Here is a 24,067-nt window from a genome sequence, read left to right as displayed (position 1 = left end):
CATTGTTCTATCACGTAGTTTTCGGCTTCCCGAACCAGCGGTCCAGGCTACTTACATACTTAACTAATCAATACGGACCGGTACATGTCCAGATTTTTAATGACCTCACCCGTACCTTTCACCACCGCTTTGAGCGGATCATCGGCTACGTGAATCGGCAGCTTGGTTTTAGCACCCAGCCGCTTGTCGAGGCCGTGCAGCAGCGCACCGCCCCCCGTCAGGTGAATACCATTCGTGTAAATGTCGGCCGACAACTCCGGTGGCGAAATTTCCAGCGCCTTCATGGTCGCTTCTTCGATTTTGGAAATCGATTTGTCTAACGCATAGGCAATTTCACTGTAGGTAACCTTGATCTCTTTCGGGATACCCGTCATCAAATCGCGACCCCGGATTTCGTAATCGGCGGGAGGATTGTCGAGTTCTGGAAGCGCCGAACCGACTTCCATTTTAATTTGCTCGGCCGAACGTTCACCGATAAGCAGGTTGTGCTCCCGACGCATGTAATCGACAATATCGCGGGTGAACACATCACCGGCAATCCGGATCGATTGTTCACAAACGATACCAGACAAGGCAATGACGGCAATCTCTGTAGTACCCCCACCAATATCGACGATCATCGTACCATTTGGCTGGGTGATATCGATACCGATACCGATCGCAGCAGCAATCGGTTCGTGCACCATATAAACTTCTTTCGCTCCGGCATGCTCGGCGGAATCTTTAACGGCCCGCTTCTCAACTTCCGTGATCCCGGATGGTATACAAATAACCATTCGATGCGAAGGTGAAAACAGTTTGCTACCCGTATCAATCATCTTGATCAGGCCCCGAATCATCAGCTCAGCGGCTGTAAAGTCGGCAATGACGCCGTCTTTCAACGGGCGAATTGTCTTAATATTTTCATTGGTCTTTTCGTGCATTTGCATGGCCTTATGACCAATGGCCAGCACTTTACCGCTGACTTTGTCCATTGCAATAATCGAAGGCTCATCCACCACAATCCGATCCTTGTGAATAATCAAGGTATTCGCCGTGCCCAGGTCAATCGCAATGTCGCTGGTTAAAAAATTGAAAAGTCCCATTCCAGGTTAGCTGTTGTGCCTTTTTGCAAGTCTTGTTTTCAAAGGTGTGCAAAAATATGGATTATTCAAGAGAAACAACGATAAAATCCAAATACAGTATTGTATTTTTTATATGAGTATCAGAATAGTTAGCTAAATCCAGCCAGTGGTTCAGGGCTTGTCACCGGCACTACGTATACCATTTTTTGGCGTGCTGACCGTTATAAACTCGCTGCTGAAGACTGCCAACTGTTTTCGTAACTTTGCGTCATTATGGGAATTCGTTCAGTCGTTAGTAAGCCACTGGCTAAATTGGTCGTAGAGCGACAGCAAGCGTGGATGTACCAACCCGCCGAAGCGCAGCAGCGCTGGCTGCGGAAGCTGTTGGAGGGTGGCCGCAACACCGTATTTGGCCTCAACCATCACTTCCGGGATATCCAGACGGTCGACGAATTTCGACAGGCCGTTCCCATTCGCGACTACGAAGATCTCAAACCCTACATTGAACAGATTTTAGCGGGCTCTTCGGACGTGCTCTGGAAAGGCAAGCCGCTTTACTTTGCAAAGACGTCGGGCACTACCTCGGGCACGAAATACATTCCTATCACCAAAGAATCCATCCCGAACCATATCAACTCGGCCCGCGACGCCCTGCTGAACTACATCAACGAAACGGGCAACAGCGCCTTTCTCGACAAAAAGCTCATTTTCCTGTCCGGCAGCCCTGAACTCACGCAGAAAGCAGGGATTAATATCGGGCGGCTGTCGGGCATCGTCAACCACCACGTTCCGGCTTATCTGCGCAGCAATCAACTGCCCAGCTACGAAACCAACGTCATCGACGATTGGGAAACCAAGCTGGAACGCATCATCGACGAAACGTTGACGCAGCCGATGTCGCTGATATCGGGCATTCCACCGTGGGTGCAGATGTACTTCGACCGGATTCAGGAACGAACCGGCAAATCGATCAAGGACGTATTTCCCGATTTTTCGCTGTTCGTCTACGGCGGTGTCAACTTCGAGCCGTATCGGGCCAAACTGTTCGAGAGCATCGGGAAGCGAATCGACTCGATTGAAACCTATCCGGCTTCGGAGGGCTTCATTGCGTTTCAGGATTCGCAGACCGAAGAAGGCTTGCTAATGCTTCTGGATAGTGGCATCTTTTTTGAGTTCATTGCTGCCGACGACTACTTTACCGAAAACCCGCGCCGACTGACCATTGACGAGGTCGAATTGGGCCGAAACTACGCTGTCATTATCAACAACAACGCTGGCTTGTGGGGTTACTCCCTCGGCGATACGGTTAAATTTGTTTCGCGCGAGCCGTACCGCTTAGTGGTGACGGGCCGGATCAAGCATTTTATTTCGGCTTTTGGCGAACACGTCATCGGCGAAGAAGTTGAGAAGGCATTACAATATGCCATGCAGCTGCATCCCGAAACGGAAGTCGTTGAATTCACGGTCGCTCCAATGGTCAGCCCGAAAGAGGGGTTACCGTATCACGAATGGTTTATCGAATTTGCGACGCCCCCCAACGACCCGGCGGCTTTCGCCCGTGATGTTGATAACCGATTGATCGGATTGAACGTCTATTACGACGACCTGATCACGGGCTCCATTTTGCAACCGCTCAAATTGAACAGCCTTCCGCGCGGGGCATTTCAGCGGTACATGAAATCGCAGGGTAAATTAGGTGGTCAGAATAAAGTCCCCCGCTTAGCCAACGACCGAAAAATTGCAGAAGGATTGCTGGAGATAGGCCAAAACGTTTAAGCGATGGAAGCTGTAGCCGTTGACAAAGAATTTATTTTGAATACGCTGAGTGCTAATCGTGAACGACTGCGCAAGGAGTTTGGTATTGTCCGCATTGGGCTATTCGGTAGTTTTGCCCGGAACGAACAGACCCAGAAGAGCGATATTGACTTGGTATACAATCTAGTAGATGGTCACCATTTGTCTTTAGTGGATAGGGATCGTTTACAGCGATTACTCAAGAAGCAGATGCGCCGTAAACCAGACCTGATCAATCAGCAATACATGAATCCGTTCACCAAGTATACTATGCTGAAAGATGTAATTTATGTATAACACAAAGAATCTTTCATACATATGCACGATGCTGGAATGTATAGAAAAGATTTTCTTGTACAGTAGCCCGTTTGACACGGTAGAAGAATTTATCTGGGCTAATGATCAGCTGAACTACAATGCAAGCTGGGGTCTGCTGCTGGCAATAGGCGAAGAATCAAAACGGCTTGATGCTGGCCTGAAAAATGAGTTCCAACAAATTCCCTGGCGCAATATCGCTGGTATGAGAAATTTTCTAGCGCATGATTACCGTGGTATTGACTATGATTTACTATACGAAGTTATCAACAAAAATCTGCCAGTACTGAAAGAGGCCCTTATGGCTATGGTAGACAAAGTTGATTATGAGAAAACCCTATTGGCAACGGTATTAGAATCTCCTTACTACAAGCACATCTTATACCTACGCGAGAAACTACATGACTGACACAAAAAAACGCCATATCGCCATTCTTGGCTCGACCGGCTCCATTGGCACGCAGGCGATTGAGGTGGTCAAGGCACACCCCGACAAATTTCAGGTTGAGGTATTGACAACGAACAACAACGCCGAGCTGCTTATTCAGCAGGCCGTCGATCTGAAACCAAACGTCGTTGTGATCTGCAACGAGGATCGCTACGAGCAGGTATTCGCGGCCCTCGACCCGCTCGATATCAAAGTCTATGCCGGGGCTAGCTCCATTGCGTCGGTGGTCCAGATGGATACGGTTGATATGGTCCTGACGGCTATGGTTGGGTACGCGGGTTTGTTGCCCACCATCAAAGCCATTGAAGCCGGGAAGTCGATCGCGCTGGCTAATAAGGAAACGCTCGTGGTGGCGGGTGAGCTGATCACTCAACTGGCGGCACAGAAAGGTGTCAACATTTACCCGGTCGATTCTGAGCATTCGGCCATTTTTCAGTGTCTGGTTGGCGAGTTCCACAATCCGATCGAGAAAATCATTCTGACCGCTTCGGGGGGGCCATTCCGGGGCAAGTCGCGGGAGTATCTGTCGACCGTCACCAAAGCACAGGCGCTTAAACACCCGAACTGGACGATGGGGGCTAAAATCACAATTGATTCGGCCACGCTTATGAATAAAGGCCTGGAAGTGATCGAAGCCAAATGGCTGTTCGGACTGACGCCCGATCAGATCGACGTAATCGTTCATCCGCAGAGTATCATTCATTCGCTGGTTCAGTTTGAAGACGGCAGCCTAAAAGCACAGATGGGCCTGCCCGATATGCGGCTGCCAATTCAGTTTGCCCTTGGTTACCCGAATCGGCTGCCATCTACGTTCCAGCGTTTCAATTTTATGGATTATCCGACGCTGACGTTTGAGAAACCGGATCTGGAAACGTTTCGAAACCTGCAACTGGCTTTCACTACCCTGGAGCGGGGCGGTAATGCCCCCTGTATCATCAACGCAGCCAATGAAGTAGCCGTCGATGCGTTTCTGCATGATCACGTAAGTTTTCTGGAAATTTCGGAAATTATCGAGTCGTGTTTAGCGAAAGCAACCTTTGTTCAGAATCCGACGTATGAAGATTATGTCCAGACCGACGATGAAGCTCGGCGATTAGCTTCGGAGCGAATTAAAAGTTTAGTTTGAGTGTTTGTACCGTATCCACACAGTCGAACGTTTTTATTCACAGGATCGGCTAGTCCGGTCTTAGTGACGTCGTTTCTGGTCGTATTTTTGATACCCGTGTTTTTGAGATGCGACCCGTTTTAGTACCCTAGTTTATCAATCAGCGAAATTACAGTTCAAGATTAGATGGAAATTTTAGTTATGGCCGGACAGCTCATTCTGGGTCTGTCCATCTTGGTAGGATTGCATGAGTTAGGTCACCTGCTGGCCGCCAAAGCATTCGGCATGCGGGTCGAGCAATATTTTATTGGCTTTCCACCCAAAATATGGAGCATCAAACGGGGCGAAACCGAATATGGTATCGGTGCCATTCCACTTGGTGGCTTCGTAAAAATTTCGGGTATGATCGACGAATCGCTCGATACATCTCATACCAATGCAGAACCAAAGCCCTATGAGTTTCGCGCGAAACCGGCCTGGCAACGACTCATTGTCATGCTCGGCGGCATTATCGTGAACGTTATCGTCGGTATTCTGATCTTTGTTATTCTGACATACAAGAACGGAAATACGTATCTGGCGGCAAAAGACGCGAAATACGGTATCGTTGCCTATGATCTGGCCAAAAGCATTGGCCTACAAACGGGCGATAAGATCGTTAAGGTAAATGGCAAACCCATTACCGACTTCAATGAGATCCGGAGTTCGGACGTATTTCTGGGTGACAACAGCTCCTATACGGTCGATCGGAACGGGAAACTGGAAGACATTTTCATTCCGAATAACTTCGTCGACAAGTTAGCCGATAAGAAAGCCGCCGGGCAGTTCATTGAGGCCATTGAGCCTTTTAAAGTAGGTGAACTGGTTCCGGGTCAGCCTGCCACGAAAGCAGGGCTTAAAAAAGGCGACTTCATTACGAGTGCGAATGGTAAACCAATCAAGTTCTACCACGAGTTTACGGAGGTCGTAAAACCGCTGAAAGGTAAATCGCTGGCGCTGGGTATTAGCCGGAACGGGCAGCCGCTCACGCTCAATATGAATACCACAGCGGAAGGAACGATCGGATTCTACCCCGAACTTTTGCTGCCCGTCTCCCACGAAGACTACACATTCGGTCAGGCACTATCGATCGGTACGAACAAGGCATTCCAGGTTGTATTCGACAATATCAAAGGATTCGGCAAAATTTTCCGGGGTGAGGTATCCGCGTCGAAAGCACTGAGTGGACCGATCGGTATCGCTCAAAATCTGTTTGGTGGCATCTGGGTCTGGGATCGATTCTGGACCGTTACGGGCTTGCTGTCGATGGCATTGGCCTTCATGAACGCGTTACCCATACCCGCCCTTGATGGTGGTCATGCCACTATTCTGGGCTATGAAATTATCTCTGGCCGTAAGCCATCGGACAGTTTTTTGGAAGCCGCTCAGAAAGTTGGTATGGTGATTTTGCTCGGTCTGATGGCTTTCGCTATCTTCAATGATGTCTTTAAAGCCGTTTTTTAAGCATTGAAATCGCCTAGGTTTTTAACGCCATTGCTTTTACTCGTGGCCGGTTGCCTGTCTGGCAGTCGGCCGCTTGCCATTTCTCAGTCGACGCTTCATGATTTCCATGCCAGCGTTACGCAAATGCAGTACAATCCTAAAGAACGGACGTTCGAAATAAGCATCCGGATCTTCACAGATGATTTTGAAAAAGTTCTCTCTCAGGAAACCAATACCAAAGTCCATTTGACGGGTACCACTAATCAGCCACACGATAAAAATAATTCAATCATAGAGAAATATATTCATGCTCATTTCTCGTACGTAACTACCCAGAAGCAGACCAAACCAATTGAGTATGTGGGGTATGAGACAGAAGCTGATGCGCATTGGATATATCTGGAGATGCCCTATACGGAGCCATTCAAGGGTGGATTATTGAAACAGAACGTGTTGATGGATATGTTCGATGACCAGGTAAATATGGTCAACATTCAATATCAGGGGCAGAAAAAAACGTTTGTCTTTCGCAAAAGTCAGCCCGTTCAGGATGTTTCGTTCTGAATAATAAATTTATTGTCAAAGTCCGCCCCCTATTTAGTTACTTTTGCAGGAGAGCCTAGTGACCTGCCGTCTCGTCATGGGTCAACACTGTGGCATGACTGTTGCAAATAGCTCATACCCTTGTCTTTCCTCGCGAATAAGACACCTACCATATAATGAAAGCTGTCAATTTGACAGTTCACATATGATTTCAGAAAAAGAATTAGCCACCCGTTTGTTGCTGGCCGATTTCGACTCGGACAATCTAGAAATTGTACCGCTCGGATCGCCGGAAGGGTTAGATGATGATTATGAATTACCACCGAACCTGCCTATCCTGCCGGTTCGCAATACCGTATTGTTTCCAGGTATGGTCATTCCCGTTACCGTGGGGAGGGCTAAGTCGATTCGGCTGGTAAAAAAAGCATACAAGGGTAATCGAATTATTGGTGTTGTTGCTCAACTGAACCAGCAGAAAGACGAACCGACCGCCGATGATCTCTATCGGTTTGGTACGGTAGCCTACATTATCAAGATGATCACCTTACCCGATGGTAATATCACCATTATCATTCAGGGGAAAAAACGCTTTGAAGTTGAGCAGATTCTTCAGGAAGAACCTTTCATGACGGCGCAGGTTCGCCAGATTGAAGATTCATTTCCGAACGTGAACAAAAAGGAAGGTAAAGCCTTATTGCAATCGCTTAAAGATTCGGCTTACAAAATCCTTCGTCTTAACCCAGAAATACCGCAGGAAGCGCGCATTGCACTCGACAACATCGAGAGCCCGACGTTCCTGCTTCATTTTTTATCCTCGAATATCAACGCGGAAGTAGGCGACAAGCAGCGTCTGCTGGAAACGCTTGACGGGAGCCAGCAGGCAACGTTATTGCTCGAATACATGCTTCGGGAAGTGCAGTTGCTCGAACTCAAGCGCGAAATCCAGTCCAAAGCGTCGTCAGATCTCGACCAGCAGCAGCGTGATTATTACCTGCGCCAGCAAATGAAGGTCTTGCAGGACGAATTGGGTATGGATAATCCGGACCGTGAAATCGACGAGCTGCGTTTAAAGGCCGACCGTAAAAAATGGCCGAAAGAAGTACGCACCCATTTCGATAAGGAGTTGACCAAACTGCAACGGATCAATCCAATGGCACCCGAGTACCCGGTGACTATGAATTACGTTGAGCTGATGGTTGACCTGCCCTGGAATGAGTATACCAAAGACAACTTCGATCTGAAGCGGGCCCAGAAAATTCTGGACGCCGACCACTTTGGACTCGAAAAAGTGAAGGAGCGGATCATTGAGTATCTGGCCGTTCTAAAGCTAAAAAACGACATGAAAGCGCCGATCCTTTGCCTTTACGGCCCTCCGGGTGTGGGTAAGACCTCCCTGGGTAAATCGGTGGCCAAAGCATTGGGACGGAAATACAGCCGTATGGCATTGGGTGGGGTTCATGACGAAGCCGAGATTCGGGGGCATCGCAAGACCTACATCGGGGCCATGCCGGGTAAGGTAATCCAGAATATCCGGAAGTGCGGCACATCAAATCCCGTCTTCATTCTGGATGAGATCGATAAGGTCAGTTCCGATTTCCGAGGTGATCCTTCATCAGCTTTGCTCGAAGTGCTTGATCCGGAACAGAATTCGACGTTCATGGACAATTACCTCGAAACAGAATTTGACCTGTCGCGGGTGTTGTTCATCGCTACGGCCAACTCGCTTGATACCATTCATCCTGCCCTACGCGACCGGATGGAAATCATCGATATTGCGGGGTATACGGTCGAAGAGAAAGTCCAGATTGCCAAAAAATACCTGATTCCCAAGCAGCGTAAAGATCACGGCTTGAAACCGAAGGATCTGGTCTTTGACGATAAAGCGGTACTTCGCATCATTGAAGGCTATACGCGTGAATCAGGCGTCCGGAACCTGGAGCAGAAAATTGGTGCGCTTGTCCGTAAAGTAGCCAAATCCATTGCGATGGAAGAGGAATACAATCATACGATTCGGGCGGTCGACGTACCTAAAATGCTGGGTGCCGAGATTTTCGATAAGGAACTCTATGCCGACGACGACATCGCCGGTATCGTAACGGGACTGGCTTGGACACAGGTAGGCGGTGAAATTCTGCTGATCGAGTCGAGTCTGAGCCGGGGGAAAGGAGTTCTAACCTTATCGGGGCAGTTGGGTGATGTCATGAAAGAGTCGGCTATAACGGCCCTCTCCTACCTGAAAGCACATGCCGACGACTTAGGGATCGACTACCGGATCTTCAGCCATTACGATCTGCACATTCACATTCCGGCGGGTGCTGTTCCCAAAGATGGCCCTTCGGCGGGTATTACGATGCTAACGTCCATGACCTCCATTTATACCCAGCGTAAAGTCAAGCCGTATCTGGCCATGACGGGTGAGGTTACGTTACGGGGCAAAGTGTTACCGGTTGGCGGCATCAAGGAAAAAATCCTGGCGGCCAATCGGGCAGGGATTAAAGAGTTAATTCTCTGCTCGAAAAACAGGAAAGACATCGAGGAAATCAATGCGTCCTATATAAAAGATCTCAAATTCTACTACGCAGATACTGTCGATCAGGTGCTTGAGATAGCGCTGTTACCCGGTAAAGTCGGCAAACCGATGAAATTCATCCTGCCTGAAGACAAGGAACAGCGCGAAGTAGAGCGCGTTTATTAAGGACAAATAAGAGCGCGGCTCAAACGAATTTTATCGATCAAGCAGAGAATCTGTTTAAATCGTAACATTCGTTTGAGCCGCGTTTTTATCTTTACACTGTGCTCGATTTCAATAGACTCTCCGCCGATTACCAGCAAGCGCTGCTACGACAGGTTGTGCCGTTCTGGCTCAAAAACAGTCGCGACGAGCAATGCGGAGGGTATTTTGATTATTTAACAACCACGGGTCTGGTTATCGAAGGCGACAAATGCGTCACGTCACAGGCTCAGCAAACCTGGGCTTTTGCCTGGTTGTATAATACACTAGACGGTCAACCGGCCTGGTTTGCCCACGCACAGCACGGGGCCTCTTTTCTGAGTCAGTTTGCCCACGATGACAAGCTAGTTCACTACGATCAGCTCGATCGCCGGGGCCGCCCGCTTACTCAGTCAACCAATACAGTCGCGGGCAGTTCGTTGGTTATGGCTTATGCACAGCTTCATCGCGCTACCGGAAACGACGAATGGGCGCTGCTGGCCCGGCAGATGTGGACAACCCTGTTTCAGAACTGGTTAAACACGCACGCCGAACAGGCACAGGCAGTCGGTGGCTTACGTCAGCTTAGGCACCTTAGCGAACCCGCATTGCTGCTGAAGGCGTTGCTGGACATACAGCCCTTATTGGATGAAGAAACGTGGAAAGAGAATGTAGAACGCATTCTTCACACATTGCTGCGTGAGTTCCTAGACCGCCGTACAGATACGCTGCGTGAACATATTTTATCTGAAGGCTCCTTCATCAATACCCCCGAAGGCCGACGCCTAGATGTTGGCCTTATCTTTCGGACGGCTGGCTTTTTACTTGACTTCTGCGCTGAATCAGGGAATCGTAAGTTAGCGATGCAGGTTACCACATGGTGCATTCGCCTGTGCGACATTGCCTGGAATGACCTGACGCAGGGGCTCAATCAGTATGCCGATATGAAGAACCAGCCCTCCATTTTTCCGGACGGAACTCAGAAGTGGGCCTGGGTGCAGCTTGAAGCGATTTCGGCGCTGACAAAAAGCTATTTCCAGACGCGCCACCCCGAATGCCCGAGGTGGGTAAAACGCATTCACGATTTCACCTTTCAGCATTTTCCGGATCTGAAACATACGGGGTGGCATCTTGCCATCGGCCAGGACAATCAACCACTGCTTGATGCCAAAGCCATTGCCCCCATCGGTTGCTTTTCGCTGATTCGATGCCTTGCCGAAACGGCCCAGACACTGACCAAATGTGCCCAGCTACAGCCTGTCGGACGCCCTACACGCGTCAGTTGATCCGAGGTTACAATGTGATTACGACTAACTCCCGGTTATCAACTTCAGCCGTGAGAAAATGGATGGTACCTTCGTTAATGGACATACGATCGGCGACGAACAAATGAGTACCCGCTCCAACTGATTCAGCAACCAGTGTCCGCTGCGTCGTAGTATGAATTTCGTCCAGTTGGTATAGATCGATTTTTAACTGGCAGGACGTTGACACAGAAACCAGAATCTCAGGCTGTTGAAAGCCGAACTCCGTCAGTACATTTTCCTCCGAAACAGATACAGATAAGGCAAGGCTTATTTGCCGAGTCAATAAAGGGATTACTGGTGCAAGGCCGTCGACAAACAAAATACCAGGATTTTGGGCCCTGAAGTCGGCTCGAAGCTGCCGGTTTGTCACCGCATCAACGCCCCGTCCGAAAGCGACCAGATCAAATTTAGCCGCGTTAAAATTTCGACTGGCCTGTTCGACGAAACTGGTTGTCTGAACCAGTAACCCCTCGTTCGTTAACGCATCCGCCAATTTTGACAGAACAACGGGGTTTCGCCCCACCAGCAGCACCTGTTTCCTCATCGTTCTCTAACCATGTCCAAACAGGTAGTCGTTATTTGTGGCCAGATATTGTACGGAAATGCAACTTTTTTAAGTGCATAGCCGGCGCTCGTATTCAACCGTTGAAATTATCGATTGCCCCCCGCACGTTGCCATACTTCGTCAGCAATTCCTCTGCCACTTCCCGGCTGACGCCGATTTCGCTCATGACCATTTTAGCCGCCCGATCCTGTAACTTAATATTCGTCAATTGCATATCGACCATTTTGTTGCCCTTCACTCGACCCAGCTGAATCATGACAGCCGTTGAAATCATATTCAGCACAAGTTTCTGAGCGGTGCCGGCCTTCATACGCGTGCTGCCCGTAACGAATTCGGGGCCCGTAACTACTTCAACAGGAAATTCAGCGGCCTGCGCCACGGCGGAACCCGGATTACAAACAACGCACCCGGTTAAAAGCCCAGCTGACCGCGCCTGATTCAACCCGCCAATCACATACGGTGTCCGGCCGGAAGCGGCAATGCCGATTACCGTATCGTGTTCATCCGGATGATAGGGAGCTATGTCTACCCAAGCCTGTTCGGCGTCATCTTCGGCAAATTCAACCGCCTTCCGAATGGCCCCATCGCCCCCGGCCATCAACCCAATCACCAGATCATGCGGCACCCCGTACGTGGGCGGACACTCCGACGCATCGACCACGCCCAAACGCCCGCTGGTGCCCGCTCCTATGTAGATAAGGCGACCGCCCTGTTTCATTCGTTTCACAATTTCCGTAACCAATGCGTCAATTTGAGGAATAGCTTTTTCGACGGCCAGAGGTACAGTCTTGTCTTCGTTATTAATAGTAGTCAGCAAGTCATGGACTGACATCTGCTCTAAATGGTCGTAATGCGACGTGGTTTCTGTTATCATAACTCAAAAGTAATCAGTCATCATTTTAACGGACAAATAATCCGTTTTTTCTTGCCTTTCAGAAAAACTTCATCTTAATTTACAGCGTTATTACACTGTCAGCGAAATTTCGCTAATTGTTTAAGATGATCGCCGAACCACAGACCACCAAACTAAATCGTTTCAGTCGCACGCTAACGCAGGAGATTAGTAATCCAGCTGCAAAAGCCATGCTTTATGGCGTTGGATTGAGCGAAGACGATATGCAGAAGCCCCAGATTGGCATTGCCAGCACGGGCTATGAAGGAAACACTTGCAATATGCACCTCAACGGGCTTTCCGTGTACGTGAAGCAGGGCATTCAGGCGAGTGGTTTGGTAGGATTGATTTTTAACACCATTGGCGTATCGGACGGGATGACCAATGGCAACGACGGGATGCGGTATTCGCTGCCCAGCCGTGACCTCATTGCTGATTCAATTGAGTCAGTTGTAGCAGCGCAGTGGTACGATGGCGTTGTAACCGTGGTCGGTTGTGACAAAAATATGCCCGGTGCCATTATGGCGATGGCTCGTCTCGATCGGCCCGGTATCATGGTTTACGGCGGTACGATCCGTTCGGGCCACTATAAAGGACAAAAATTAGATATTGTTTCGGCTTTCGAAGCACTCGGCAAAAAGTACGCGAACAATATCTCCGACGAAGATTACGAAGGAGTTATAAAAAATTCGATTCCCGGTGCAGGTGCCTGTGGCGGTATGTATACGGCCAATACCATGGCCAGTAGCATCGAAGCAATGGGCCTGAGCCTGCCATTCAGCAGTAGCTACCCGGCCACGCACGAAGGCAAGCAAGAGGAATGCAAAAAAATCGGCGCTGCCATGCGCGTGCTGCTCGAGCGGAACATCATTCCCAAAGACCTGATCACCCGCAAGTCGCTTGAAAATGCATTTACCATCGTAATGGCTCTTGGTGGCTCGACCAACGCCGTTCTTCACTATCTAGCTATTGCTCGCGCTGTCGATATTCAATTGACACTCGATGACATTCAGGCGATCAGTGACCGGGTGCCGTTCCTGGCCGACCTGAAACCCAGTGGTAAGTACTACATGGAGGATATGCTGGCCATTGGCGGTGTTCCGGCCGTGATGAAATACCTCTACGAGCAGGGAATGATCCACGGCGATTGCATGACCGTTACGGGTAAAACCGTAGCCGAAAACCTGGCCGACATTCCTTCGCTGAACTTTGAGACGCAGCAGATTGTACGACCCATAAGCAACCCAATCAAGAAAACCGGACATATCCAGGTCTTACGCGGCAATCTTGCTCCTACGGGCTCGGTAGCTAAGATCACGGGCAAAGAAGGGCTACAATTTGACGGTACGGCCAAGGTATGCGAGCACGAAGGTGAAGTAATCGACGCGCTTCAGAAGGGTGAAATCTTGCCGGGTCAGGTAGTGGTCATTCGCAACGCTGGTCCCAAAGGTGGGCCGGGCATGAGCGAAATGCTGAAACCAACCTCAGCCATCATGGGGGCCGGTCTGGGTGATAAAGTGGCCCTCATTACGGATGGTCGCTTCTCCGGTGGCACGCACGGGTTCGTAGTCGGTCACGTTACCCCCGAATCCTTCGAAGGTGGCCCGATTGCCTTAGTCCACAACGGTGACCGCATCACCATCGACGCAACCACCCGCGAACTGACGCTGCACATTTCAGACGAAGAGATGGCGCAACGCAGAAGCGAGTGGAAACGACCTGCTCCATCGTTTACGAAAGGCGTACTGGGCAAGTACATCCGGAACGTAAAATCAGCAAGCGAGGGTTGTGTAACCGACGAAGCGTAATCACTGCTCGCTCGTCTACCCTTGCTTAGATAAGCCACACAATTTAGTAAGCCAACAAGCTAACGACCTTAAAACGACTACACGTCATGGAAGCAATCGCCAGTATTACATCGGACGTTATCGAGACAACTCCGTCAGCATCCCCTGCGGCTCCAACCTTAATCAATGGCTCTCATGCCCTGATGAAAGCACTCGTTGCCGAAGGTGTCGATACCATTTTCGGGTATCCCGGCGGGGCTATTATGCCTGTCTACGATGCATTATATGACTATCAAGAGCAACTGAATCATATTTTGGTACGGCACGAGCAGGGAGCAGCTCATGCCGCCGAAGGATACGCTCGGGTAACGGGTCGGGCGGGGGTATGCCTGGTCACATCGGGTCCCGGCGCAACCAATCTGGTTACCGGAATTGCTGATGCGCTAATCGATTCGACACCAATGGTTTGTATCGTCGGTCAGGTGGCCAAGAAGTTGCTGGGTACCGACGCTTTCCAGGAAGCCGATGTCATGGGCGTGACCATGCCGATTACAAAATGGAATTACCAGATAACGGATGCCGATGAGGTGCCCGAAATACTGTCGAAAGCCTTCTACATTGCGCAGTCGGGTCGGCCGGGACCGGTGCTGATCGATATAACGAAAAGCGCTCAGCTGGAACTCATGACCAAACCGTTTGTGTATGAACGCTGCCGAAGCATGGTCAGCTATCGGCCACGCCGGATTCCGAAGCAGGAACAGGTTGAAGCCGCTGCCCGGCTGATAAACAGTGCGAAACGGCCTTATATCTTCGTAGGCCACGGGGTGCAGATTGCTAAAGCGGAGAGTGAGTTGATTGCGTTTGCCGAAAAAACAGGCATTCCGGTCGCGACAACATTACTGGGTCAGTCGACAATTTCAACGGATCACCCGCTGTATGTTGGCTGGTTAGGCATGCATGGCAATTATGGCTCTAACGTGATGACCGATAATGCCGACGTGATCATTGCGATCGGTATGCGGTTCGACGACCGCGTGACGGGGGATGCCAGCAAGTACATCAAGCAGGCTAAAGTCGTTCATATCGAGATCGACCCATCCGAAATCGACAAAATTATTCGCGCCGATGCACCCGTCGTTGGTGATGCCAAAGAAGCACTGAAAGCGTTGCTACCCCTTGTTGACCCCAACGATCATACCGTATGGCGCAACGAATTCAGAAAATACGATGCAATCGAGAACGAAGCCATCACGGTCCCTGTCCTGACCTCGACCGAAGGCAAAATCCGGATGGGCGAGGTAATCGATATGCTCTCCAAGAAGACAAAGGGTGAAGCGATTCTGGTCACCGATGTTGGTCAGCACCAGATGATGTCTTCGCGTTATTACCAGTTTCGTAAACCTAACAGCCTGGTTACGTCGGGCGGTATGGGCACCATGGGCTTTGCGCTACCGGCGGCCTTTGGCGCGCAGGTTGGTGCCCCCGATCGGCAGGTTGTCGCCATCATCGGTGATGGTTGTTTCCAGATGACGTTACAGGAACTGGGCACCATCGTTCAGAACAAACAACCCGTTAAGGCGATCATTCTGAATAATAACTTTCTGGGTATGGTTCGTCAGTGGCAGCAATTATTCCACGAGCGTCGGTATTCATTCGTTGAGCTGCAAAACCCGGACTTCATTACGATTGCACGAGGATTCGGCATGAGTGGCCAGACCTGCGACGAGCGCGAAAATCTGTCGGATGCGCTGGATACGATGCTGAATCACGATGGTCCGTTCCTGCTCGAAGTTATTGTCGAGAAAGAAGAAAACGTATTCCCGATGGTTCCTGCCGGAGCCAGTGTTTCGCAGATACGATTGAAATAAACGTGTGTCGGGCTTACCAACGAGACACCAAGAGATATGACAGATTACACCATTTGCATATTCACCGAAAATACCATCGGGCTGCTGAACCGCATCACGATTATTTTCACGCGCCGACGCATTAATATCGAGAGCCTTACCGTTTCGGAAACGGAACGAAAAGGTGTTTCCCGCTTTACGATTGTCATCAAACATGAGTCGCGGGAAGAAGTTGAGAAGCTCGTTCGTCAGATTCGTAAGATCGTTGAAGTGATGGCGGTGTTCGGCTACCTCAACGACGAGATCGTCTACAACGAAATTGCGCTGTTCAAAGTATCAACGCCATTGGGCAGCAAACCGCTGGACGTTGAGACCATCAATAAAGAGCATAAAGCGTGGGTCGTTTACTGGGGCCTTGACTATGTGGTGATCGAGAAAACCGGGAATGACACGGAGATCGTAGACTTTTTTACCTACATCAACCAATACGAGATTCTGGAATTCGTCCGATCCGGTCGCGTCGCCGTTGGCAAAACGGAAAAAGGACTGGTCGAATACCTGCCCGAAGCCGAATGGGCCTATTATCTGTAACTTTTTTTTAACCCCCAAATACGAGTACCAAAACCAATTAAACATGGCAACGATTAATTTCGGAGGAGTTGAGGAGCAAGTTGTTACACGGGAAGAGTTCCCGCTGGAGAAAGCCCGCGAAGTGCTGGCAAATGAAACGATCGCTGTTATCGGTTACGGTGTACAGGGTCCGGGCCAGTCGCTGAACATGCGTGACAACGGTTTTAACGTGATCGTTGGACAGCGCAAAGGCAAAACGTATGACAAAGCCGTGGCCGATGGCTGGGTACCGGGCGAAACGCTCTTCGAGATCGAAGAAGCGCTCGAAAAAGGTACGATCATTTGCTTCCTGCTTTCCGATGCAGCTCAAATTGAACTTTGGCCAACTGTGAAAGCAGCCCTGAAGCCTGGCAAGTCACTGTACTTCTCACACGGCTTTGGCGTTACCTATAAAGAGAAAACAGGTATTGTTCCTCCCGCTGATGTTGACGTGTTCCTGGTTGCTCCGAAAGGATCAGGTACGTCGCTCCGTCGCTTATTCGTAGAAGGTAAAGGGCTGAACTCCAGCTTTGCCATTTATCAGGATGCAACGGGTCAGGCACGTACCAAAGCGATCGCGATGGGCATTGGTGTTGGCTCCGGCTATCTGTTCGAAACCGATTTCTACAAGGAAGTAACCTCCGATCTGACCGGCGAACGCGGTACGTTGATGGGAGCTATTCAGGGTATTTTTGCCGCTCAGTATGAAGTGCTGCGCGCTAACGGTCACAGCCCGTCCGAAGCGTTTAACGAAACGGTTGAAGAGCTGACGCAGTCGCTGATGCCACTGGTTGCTGAAAACGGTATGGACTGGATGTACGCCAACTGCTCAACCACCGCTCAGCGTGGTGCGCTCGATTGGTGGAAACCTTTCCATGATGCTACCAAACCCGTATTCGAACAGTTGTACAACTCGGTTAAGTCGCAGGAACAGGCGGAAATCAGCATCACGCGTAACTCGCAACCAGACTACCGGGAAAAACTCGAAGTGGAACTAGCTGAACTGCGTGATTCAGAAATGTGGCAGGCGGGCAAAGCCGTACGGTCATTACGCCCGGAGCGTAGTTAATCACGGAGGAACACGGATCCATCGTTCGATGATCCGTGTTCCTGTCCTATAGTTTGCCTAATTTTACAAGATGAGCATGGTAGTCGAAGCAGACAAGAAACTAACATTTCCCGACCTCGATAATATCTATCTGGCGGCTGAACGGCTTCGGAATGTAGCCACGCACACGCCACTTCAGGAGAATCTTAATCTGTCCGATCGCTACGGCGCTACTATTTTCCTGAAACGCGAAGATTTGCAGGTTGTCCGGTCGTATAAGCTACGGGGTGCCTACAATAAAATGGCCAGCCTTCCTGCCGAAGCGCTGACGAAAGGGGTTGTCTGTGCCAGTGCCGGGAACCATGCCCAGGGCGTGGCGTATGCCTGCCGTAAAATGGGCGTTCAGGGCACGATTTTCATGCCAACGACCACACCAAATCAGAAAGTAAAACAAGTCAAACTGTTTGGTAAGGAATTTGTAGAAGTCGTGTTGATAGGCGACACCTTCGACGATGCCTATTCGGCTGCCATTGAGTACGTGAATACCCACGATTGCACGTTAGTTCACCCATTCGATGACTTGCAGGTCATTGAAGGGCAGGGCACCGTTGGGCTGGAGATTTTTAAAGACTCGAATTTCAAGATCGATTACCTGCTGATGGCGATTGGCGGGGGTGGCTTGGCCTCGGGTGTTTCGACGGTTTTCAAGCAGCTGAGCCCGAAGACGAAACTTATCGGTGTGGAGCCGCTCGGATCGCCATCCATGAAAGTATCCATTGACGAAGGGCGTGTTGTTACACTCGATGAGATCGATAAATTTGTCGATGGAGCGGCCGTTAAACGCGTTGGTGAAACGACCTTCGAAGTTTGCCAGAAATACCTTGATCGCGTTGTCCTGGTTCCGGAGGGAAAAGTCTGCACGACAATCCTCAAACTCTACGACGAAGATGCCATTGTCGCCGAACCCGCGGGAGCCCTTACCATTGCCGCGCTGGATCTGCTGAAAGATGAAATAAAAGGGAAGAACGTGGTTTGTCTGGTCAGCGGTGGCAATAATGACATTACCCGTACCGAAGAAATCAAAGAGCGATCTCTGCTCTACGAAGGGCTAAAACACTACTTCATTATCCGGTTTCCACAGCGGGCGGGTGCCATGCGGGAGTTCCTCTCCGGCGTTCTCGGCCCCAATGATGACATTACGCTGTTCGAGTATTCGAAAAAGACGAACCGCGAACGGGGTCCTGCACTCGTTGGCCTGGAACTGAAGTCCAGAGCAGATTTCGAACCGTTGCTAGCCCGAATGCACGAAGCCAAAATTCAATTTGAGTACCTCAACGACAAGCCCGATTTGTTTGAGTTTTTGATTTGATAGTTATGAACCAGCCAAACACTCTTTTTGATAAAATCTGGGATGCCCACGTTGTAAAAAGCGCCGAGGGTCATCCGGATGCTGTGTTTATTGATCGCCATTTTATCCACGAAGTAACCAGTCCACAGGCTTTCGACGGACTCCGTAAACGCGGTATTGGCGTCTTTAACACGTCCCGTACTACGGCCACCGCCGATCATAACGTACCGACCAAAGATCAGCATCTGCCCATTCGGGAAGCACTCTCCCGGCATCAGGTCGAGACGCTACGTAAAAACTGCGACGAATTCGGTGTAGAACTTTATGATCTGGGTCATCCCTTTCAGGGTATCGTTCACATTATCGGCCCGGAGCTGGGCCTGACCTTGCCCGGTATGACCATCGTTTGTGGTGACAGTCATACAAGCACGCACGGAGCCTTTGGTAATGTTGCTTTCGGTATCGGAACGAGCGAGGTGGAACAGGTACTGGCCACACAGTGTATCCTGCAAAACAGGCCCAAACGGATGCGGATCAGCATCAACGGTCAGTTGACAAAAGGAGTGACTTCGAAAGACATTATTCTATACATCATCTCGAAAATCTCAGCTAGTGGCGCTACCGGCTATTTCGTCGAATACGCGGGTGATACGATCCGTGGCTTATCGATGGAAGCCCGAATGACGATCTGCAACATGAGCATCGAGATGGGTGCCCGCGGTGGCCTGATCGCGCCCGACGACGTAACGTTTGACTATATCCGTGGTCGTAAGTTCGCTCCGCAGGGCGATGCATTTGAGCAGGCCGTTTCCCAATGGCGTGCCCTTAAAACCGACGACGGTGCTGTTTTCGACCGTGAACTGGTGTATCAAGCCGAAGACATTCAGCCAATGATTACCTACGGTACAAATCCGGGTATGGGCATTGGCATTGGCGAACACATTCCGAACCTGAGCGAAATTCCGGCGCAGGAACTGGTATCGTATACAAAATCATTGGCCTATATGGGGTTAGAACCCGGTATGGAGCTACTCAACAAGCACGTCGATTACGTATTCATCGGCTCGTGTACCAATGCCCGTATCGAAGACCTGCGCGCTGTCGCCGACTTTGTCAAAGGCAAACAGAAGGCCGATGGGGTTGAGGTTTGGATTGTTCCGGGCTCGGTTCAGGTCTCTAATCAGGCGAAGGCCGAGGGATTGGTCGCGGTGTTCGAAGCCGCTGGGTTTGAACTCCGGGAGCCGGGTTGCTCGGCCTGCCTGGGTATGAATGAAGATAAAATTCCTGCCGGTAAATACTGCATCAGCACATCGAACCGCAACTTCGAAGGTCGCCAGGGACCGGGAGCCCGCACCTTTCTGGCCAGTCCGATCATGGCTGCCGCAGCAGCTGTAATGGGGCGCGTAACAGACGTTCGGGAACTGGTGTAACTAGATAAGATAATGAGCAAAGAAACGTTTCATACCCTCACGACGAAAGCCGTTCCGCTACAGATCGAAAATATTGATACAGATCAAATTATTCCGGCGCGTTTTCTAAAAGCAACTACCCGCGAAGGTTTCGGTGAGAATCTCTTTCGCGACTGGGCTTACAACCCAGATGGCACCAAAAAATCGGACTTCGTTTTGAATGATCCGCGTCATTACGAAGGTGAACACAGTGCGCAGATTCTGGTAGCCGGTCGGAATTTTGGTATGGGTAGCAGCCGCGAACACGCAGCGTGGGCCATTCACGATTTTGGGTTTAAAGCCGTTGTATCGAGCTTCTTCGCCGATATCTTCCGGAATAATGCGTTAAATACCTTCGTGCTACCCGTTCAGGTATCTGATGAATTTCTCAACACGTTGTTTACGGCGCTGGATAGTAATCCCGATCTGCTGATCACGATCGATCTGCCTTCCCAGACGATATCCCTTGAAACGGGCGAACACGAATCGTTTGAGATCAACACCTATAAGAAAACATGCCTTCTGAATGGTTACGATGACATTGATTATCTGCTGAGCCTTCAGAACGAGATTAAACAGTTTGACCTAGCCCATTCAAATTAGTGAGGCAGCGATTAGTTATAGATCGCTCGTTCCTTTAGTTAACAATGAAGAAACACATTATCGTTATTGCCGGAGACGGCATTGGCCAGGAGGTTACCGCTGTTGGCAAACAGGTTCTTGAACTGATTGCGGATAAATATAATCACGAGTTCACGTTCGATACGGCTCTGATCGGCCACGCGGCCATCGAAGCAACCGGAAATCCATTACCCGACGAAACCGTTACCAAATCGAAGGCATCGGATGCCATTCTTTTCGGAGCGGTAGGCCATCCTAAATACGATAACGACCCTTCGGCCAAAGTACGACCTGAACAGGGGCTTTTAGGCATTCGCAAGGCTTTGGGTCTCTATGCAAACTTACGACCAATCAAGTTATTTGATGAACTTCTAAGTGCATCGAGTATCAAAGCCGAAATTTTACAGGGAGCGGATATTTTGTTTTTCCGTGAACTCACCGGCGACGTTTACTTTGGTGAGAAAGGGCGGAGTGACGATCGGAATACGGCCTACGATACTATGATTTACAGCCGGTACGAGATAGAACGTATCGCTGTCAAAGCATTCGACGCAGCGATGACCCGGCGTAAAAAGTTATGCTCCGTTGACAAAGCGAACGTACTTGAATCGTCGCGGCTATGGCGGGAAGTCGTTCAGGAAATTGCCCCCCGTTACCCCGAAGTTGAAGTGGAACATCAGTTCATCGATGCAGCTGCCATGCTTCTAATCAAGGATCCCAAACGCTTTGACGTTGTTCTGACAGGAAATCTGTTCGGGGATATCTTAACCGACGAAGCCAGTCAGATCGCGGGTTCGATGGGTATGCTGGCTTCTGCTTCTGTTGGCGACACAACGGGATTGTATGAACCAATTCATGGCTCGGCTCACGATATTACAGGAAAAGGTATCGCTAATCCACTAGCATCCGTTTTGTCGGTAGCGCTTATGCTCGACATCTCATTTGGCCTGAAAACGGAAGCTGAAGAAGTAGTGAGTGCGGTTGATGCAGTACTGAAGGCAGGTTTCCGTACTCGCGACATTGCAGACAAGAGCACTCCGTCTGAAAATGTCCTAGGTACACAACAAATGGGTGACGAAATACTAAGGCAATTAAAAGGCTGATTTTTAGATAGCCAGCCTTATTAAAATTTCGATATCTTGCTTGCAGGTTTTACAAAAAGAGCTACTTTTGTAGCGTATTTACGCAATCAGCGAAATTTCGCAGGAAACTATGCCCTTCTTTTGTTTGATCGATCGACTGCAAAAATTAAACGTTCTATAAACGGAGAAGGATATTCCATGCAAAGCAAGCCCTTTCTCAATCAGGAAGGGCTTGCTTTTTTTCAACCAATGAATCACTAACTGTACAATCAATACCGGGTATGAGCCAACGAGTTTATATTTTCGATACTACTCTGCGCGACGGCGAACAGGTGCCGGGCTGCCAGTTGACTACCGACGAGAAAATTGTGGTAGCTAAAGAGCTAGAGCGTATGGGCGTTGATGTCATTGAAGCGGGTTTTCCGATATCCAGCCCCGGTGACTTCAAATCGGTGGTCGAAATTTCGAAATCAGTTACTGAACCCACAATCTGTGCCCTTAGCCGCGCCGTTAAAGGCGATATCGATGCGGCTGGCGAAGCATTAAAGTGGGCGAAACGCGGCCGGATTCATACAGGGATTGGCTCATCAGATATTCACATCCGGAATAAATTTGGCAGCACGCGTGAGAAGATTCTGGAACAGGCTATCGCAGCGGTAAAGCATGCAAAAACCTACGTCGAAGACGTTGAATTTTATGCTGAAGATGCAGGGCGGGCTGATCTGGCCTTCCTCGCCCAACTCACCGAAGCGGTGATCAATGCGGGTGCCACCGTTGTCAATATTCCGGATACAACGGGCTATTGCTTACCGGATGAGTATGGTAAAAAGATTGCTTACATCTACGAGCATGTAACAAATGTACATAAGGCTGTCATATCGATTCACTGCCACAATGATCTGGGCTTGGCCACAGCTAACACCTTGGCCGGCGTTATGAACGGAGCGCGGCAGGTTGAAGTCACTATGAATGGTATTGGCGAACGAGCCGGAAATACATCACTTGAAGAGGTGGTCATGGCGTTGAAGATCAAAAAAGAGTTGGGTTTACATACGAACATTGACTCCACACGGTTGTTTCCCGTCAGCAATCTCGTGTCGCAAATGATGCGGATGCCAGTACAAGCTAATAAAGCCATCGTTGGCCGCAATGCTTTTGCCCACTCATCGGGTATTCATCAGGACGGTTTTCTAAAGCACTCGGAGAATTATGAGATTATGAATCCTCATGACGTTGGCGTACCCAAATCATCTATTGTCCTCACAGCTCGCAGTGGCCGCCACGCATTGAAACACCGACTTGAGTTGCTAGGTTACCGGTATGACAAACCAACGCTGGATGGCATTTATACACGCTTTCTGGATATGGCCGATATTCGAAAAGAAGTGAATGATAAGGATTTAATGGAATTAGTTCGATAAAGTAAAGCCTGCCAATCGGTGGGCTTTTTCAATAGGCAAAGGCGAACAAAAGCCAGAAACAGTCTGTTCTCCGTTAAAATAGAGTAACTTACTTATTCATTAATCAACTAAGCGTAGTAATGGCACGTCCAACTCCTGAATTAATTGATGCGCTGCGAAGAACGGCAGCTAATCTTAAAAACGGTGCACATTACCAGTGGGGCCATATGGGAGGCTGTAACTGCGGTAATCTTGCGCAGGAGCTAACCAAACTCTCTAAAGATCAGATCCACAGGTATGCCATGCAACGACATGGTGACTGGAATGAGCAGGCTGAAGATTATTGTTCGACGAGCCAGATGCCAATTGATGTCATCATAAATGAGATGTTAAGTGCAGGTTTAACGCTTGAAGATCTGAAACATCTCGAAAAACTTGACGATAGACAAGTTTTGCTTCATTTTCCGCTTGAGAAAAGGCATCTGAAGCACAATGTTCGCGATGACGTTGTTGCTTACATGCGGACTTGGGCAGACTTACTGGAAGACCAATTGCTGCAAAAAATCACGTTACCAACCTTTGATGAATTGGTGTTATCCTAATCAGAGGCTTTTGGTTCGATATGAATTATCTTACAAGTAAATGTAAAATG

21 protein-coding genes are annotated in these 24,067 nt (G+C 49.5%); 18 read left to right on the top strand and 3 right to left on the bottom strand.

Annotated elements, in window-relative coordinates:
• Positions 1-59 precede the first annotated feature (59 nt).
• Positions 60-1,085, bottom strand: coding sequence for a rod shape-determining protein (locus GK091_RS16790; protein WP_164040909.1), 1,026 nt, complete (start codon positions 1,083-1,085; stop codon positions 60-62).
• A gap of 252 nt (positions 1,086-1,337) precedes the next feature.
• On the opposite strand from GK091_RS16790, the gene GK091_RS16785 reads away from it, so the two are divergent.
• From GK091_RS16785 to GK091_RS16750, 8 genes are all read left to right on the top strand, one after another.
• Complete coding sequence (locus GK091_RS16785; protein ID WP_164040907.1) at positions 1,338-2,840, top strand: GH3 auxin-responsive promoter family protein; 1,503 nt, start codon at positions 1,338-1,340, stop codon at positions 2,838-2,840.
• 3 nt (positions 2,841-2,843) lie between these two features.
• Positions 2,844-3,155: a nucleotidyltransferase family protein gene (locus GK091_RS16780; RefSeq protein WP_164040904.1), complete on the top strand. Its 312-nt coding sequence runs from the start codon at positions 2,844-2,846 to the stop codon at positions 3,153-3,155.
• 28 nt (positions 3,156-3,183) lie between these two features.
• Entirely contained in the window at positions 3,184-3,582 is a 399-nt protein-coding gene (locus GK091_RS16775; protein ID WP_164040902.1) for a HepT-like ribonuclease domain-containing protein, read from the top strand.
• The gene (locus tag GK091_RS16770; RefSeq protein WP_164040900.1) at positions 3,575-4,747 is read left to right on the top strand and encodes a 1-deoxy-D-xylulose-5-phosphate reductoisomerase; all 1,173 of its coding nucleotides are present in this window, start codon (positions 3,575-3,577) and stop codon (positions 4,745-4,747) included. The genes GK091_RS16775 and GK091_RS16770 overlap by 8 nt, the downstream gene beginning before the upstream one ends.
• 165 nt (positions 4,748-4,912) lie before the next feature.
• Complete coding sequence (gene rseP / locus GK091_RS16765; RefSeq protein WP_164040898.1) at positions 4,913-6,229, top strand: RIP metalloprotease RseP; 1,317 nt, start codon at positions 4,913-4,915, stop codon at positions 6,227-6,229.
• A gap of 30 nt (positions 6,230-6,259) precedes the next feature.
• The gene (locus GK091_RS16760; RefSeq protein ID WP_246202303.1) at positions 6,260-6,772 is read left to right on the top strand and encodes a DUF6702 family protein; all 513 of its coding nucleotides are present in this window, start codon (positions 6,260-6,262) and stop codon (positions 6,770-6,772) included.
• Positions 6,773-6,956: 184 nt separating this feature from the next.
• Entirely contained in the window at positions 6,957-9,446 is a 2,490-nt protein-coding gene (gene lon, locus GK091_RS16755) for an endopeptidase La (protein ID WP_164040896.1), read from the top strand.
• Positions 9,447-9,544: 98 nt separating this feature from the next.
• Complete coding sequence (locus GK091_RS16750; protein WP_164040894.1) at positions 9,545-10,747, top strand: AGE family epimerase/isomerase; 1,203 nt, start codon at positions 9,545-9,547, stop codon at positions 10,745-10,747.
• A gap of 7 nt (positions 10,748-10,754) precedes the next feature.
• On the opposite strand, the gene GK091_RS16745 is transcribed toward GK091_RS16750, so the two are convergent.
• Together GK091_RS16745 and murQ are read right to left on the bottom strand one after the other, a co-directional pair.
• Complete coding sequence (locus GK091_RS16745) at positions 10,755-11,312, bottom strand: hypothetical protein (RefSeq protein ID WP_164040891.1); 558 nt, start codon at positions 11,310-11,312, stop codon at positions 10,755-10,757.
• Positions 11,313-11,406: 94 nt separating this feature from the next.
• Positions 11,407-12,207, bottom strand: a complete 801-nt coding sequence (gene murQ, locus GK091_RS16740) for an N-acetylmuramic acid 6-phosphate etherase (protein ID WP_164040889.1) — start codon at positions 12,205-12,207, stop codon at positions 11,407-11,409.
• A gap of 125 nt (positions 12,208-12,332) precedes the next feature.
• Here murQ and ilvD point away from each other — a divergent pair, with 125 nt between their 5' ends.
• From ilvD to GK091_RS16690, 10 genes are all read left to right on the top strand, one after another.
• Positions 12,333-14,033 (top strand): dihydroxy-acid dehydratase, encoded by a 1,701-nt coding sequence (gene ilvD / locus GK091_RS16735; protein ID WP_164040887.1) that lies wholly within the window; start codon positions 12,333-12,335, stop codon positions 14,031-14,033.
• 86 nt (positions 14,034-14,119) lie between these two features.
• Positions 14,120-15,880, top strand: a complete 1,761-nt coding sequence (ilvB, locus tag GK091_RS16730) for a biosynthetic-type acetolactate synthase large subunit (protein WP_164040885.1) — start codon at positions 14,120-14,122, stop codon at positions 15,878-15,880.
• A gap of 36 nt (positions 15,881-15,916) precedes the next feature.
• A complete protein-coding gene (ilvN, locus tag GK091_RS16725; RefSeq protein WP_164040882.1) occupies positions 15,917-16,450 on the top strand; it encodes an acetolactate synthase small subunit in 534 nt (177 codons plus the stop codon).
• Between the two features lie 43 nt (positions 16,451-16,493).
• Positions 16,494-17,537 (top strand): ketol-acid reductoisomerase, encoded by a 1,044-nt coding sequence (gene ilvC / locus GK091_RS16720; protein WP_164040880.1) that lies wholly within the window; start codon positions 16,494-16,496, stop codon positions 17,535-17,537.
• Between the two features lie 76 nt (positions 17,538-17,613).
• Complete coding sequence (gene ilvA, locus GK091_RS16715) at positions 17,614-18,885, top strand: threonine ammonia-lyase (RefSeq protein WP_394351881.1); 1,272 nt, start codon at positions 17,614-17,616, stop codon at positions 18,883-18,885.
• A gap of 5 nt (positions 18,886-18,890) precedes the next feature.
• Entirely contained in the window at positions 18,891-20,294 is a 1,404-nt protein-coding gene (gene leuC, locus GK091_RS16710) for a 3-isopropylmalate dehydratase large subunit (protein WP_164040876.1), read from the top strand.
• Between the two features lie 12 nt (positions 20,295-20,306).
• Positions 20,307-20,915 (top strand): 3-isopropylmalate dehydratase small subunit, encoded by a 609-nt coding sequence (leuD, locus tag GK091_RS16705; protein ID WP_164040874.1) that lies wholly within the window; start codon positions 20,307-20,309, stop codon positions 20,913-20,915.
• Positions 20,916-20,959: 44 nt separating this feature from the next.
• Positions 20,960-22,036 carry a 3-isopropylmalate dehydrogenase gene (gene leuB / locus GK091_RS16700; protein WP_164040872.1) on the top strand — a complete coding sequence of 359 codons (1,077 nt, stop codon included), beginning with the start codon at positions 20,960-20,962 and terminating at the stop codon, positions 22,034-22,036.
• A 260-nt stretch (positions 22,037-22,296) separates the two neighbouring features.
• Complete coding sequence (locus tag GK091_RS16695; protein ID WP_164040870.1) at positions 22,297-23,436, top strand: 2-isopropylmalate synthase; 1,140 nt, start codon at positions 22,297-22,299, stop codon at positions 23,434-23,436.
• Positions 23,437-23,555: 119 nt separating this feature from the next.
• Positions 23,556-24,017, top strand: a complete 462-nt coding sequence (locus tag GK091_RS16690) for a hypothetical protein (RefSeq protein ID WP_164040868.1) — start codon at positions 23,556-23,558, stop codon at positions 24,015-24,017.
• Positions 24,018-24,067: the final 50 nt, after the last annotated feature.

This window comes from Spirosoma agri, from assembly GCF_010747415.1.
GTDB classification, from domain to species: domain Bacteria; phylum Bacteroidota; class Bacteroidia; order Cytophagales; family Spirosomataceae; genus Spirosoma; species Spirosoma agri.
The sequence above is the reverse complement of the archived record's forward strand: the minus strand, read 5'-3'. Positions and strand labels throughout refer to the sequence as shown.

Bases quoted from the DNA above. Each gene is read 5' to 3' on its own strand.
- ilvB (WP_164040885.1), top strand. From the start codon at position 14,120: ATGGAAGCAATCGCCAGTATTACATCGGACGTTATCGAGACAACTCCG.
- lon (WP_164040896.1), top strand. From the start codon at position 6,957: ATGATTTCAGAAAAAGAATTAGCCACCCGTTTGTTGCTGGCCGATTTC.
- GK091_RS16790 (WP_164040909.1), bottom strand. From the start codon at position 1,085: ATGGGACTTTTCAATTTTTTAACCAGCGACATTGCGATTGACCTGGGC.
- GK091_RS16780 (WP_164040904.1), top strand. From the start codon at position 2,844: ATGGAAGCTGTAGCCGTTGACAAAGAATTTATTTTGAATACGCTGAGT.
- GK091_RS16695 (WP_164040870.1), top strand. From the start codon at position 22,297: ATGAGCCAACGAGTTTATATTTTCGATACTACTCTGCGCGACGGCGAA.
- leuD (WP_164040874.1), top strand. From the start codon at position 20,307: ATGAGCAAAGAAACGTTTCATACCCTCACGACGAAAGCCGTTCCGCTA.
- GK091_RS16745 (WP_164040891.1), bottom strand. From the start codon at position 11,312: ATGAGGAAACAGGTGCTGCTGGTGGGGCGAAACCCCGTTGTTCTGTCA.
- GK091_RS16775 (WP_164040902.1), top strand. From the start codon at position 3,184: ATGCTGGAATGTATAGAAAAGATTTTCTTGTACAGTAGCCCGTTTGAC.
- murQ (WP_164040889.1), bottom strand. From the start codon at position 12,207: ATGATAACAGAAACCACGTCGCATTACGACCATTTAGAGCAGATGTCA.
- rseP (WP_164040898.1), top strand. From the start codon at position 4,913: ATGGAAATTTTAGTTATGGCCGGACAGCTCATTCTGGGTCTGTCCATC.
- ilvA (WP_394351881.1), top strand. From the start codon at position 17,614: ATGGTAGTCGAAGCAGACAAGAAACTAACATTTCCCGACCTCGATAAT.
- leuC (WP_164040876.1), top strand. From the start codon at position 18,891: ATGAACCAGCCAAACACTCTTTTTGATAAAATCTGGGATGCCCACGTT.
- ilvN (WP_164040882.1), top strand. From the start codon at position 15,917: ATGACAGATTACACCATTTGCATATTCACCGAAAATACCATCGGGCTG.
- leuB (WP_164040872.1), top strand. From the start codon at position 20,960: ATGAAGAAACACATTATCGTTATTGCCGGAGACGGCATTGGCCAGGAG.
- GK091_RS16770 (WP_164040900.1), top strand. From the start codon at position 3,575: ATGACTGACACAAAAAAACGCCATATCGCCATTCTTGGCTCGACCGGC.
- ilvD (WP_164040887.1), top strand. From the start codon at position 12,333: ATGATCGCCGAACCACAGACCACCAAACTAAATCGTTTCAGTCGCACG.
- GK091_RS16690 (WP_164040868.1), top strand. From the start codon at position 23,556: ATGGCACGTCCAACTCCTGAATTAATTGATGCGCTGCGAAGAACGGCA.
- ilvC (WP_164040880.1), top strand. From the start codon at position 16,494: ATGGCAACGATTAATTTCGGAGGAGTTGAGGAGCAAGTTGTTACACGG.
- GK091_RS16785 (WP_164040907.1), top strand. From the start codon at position 1,338: ATGGGAATTCGTTCAGTCGTTAGTAAGCCACTGGCTAAATTGGTCGTA.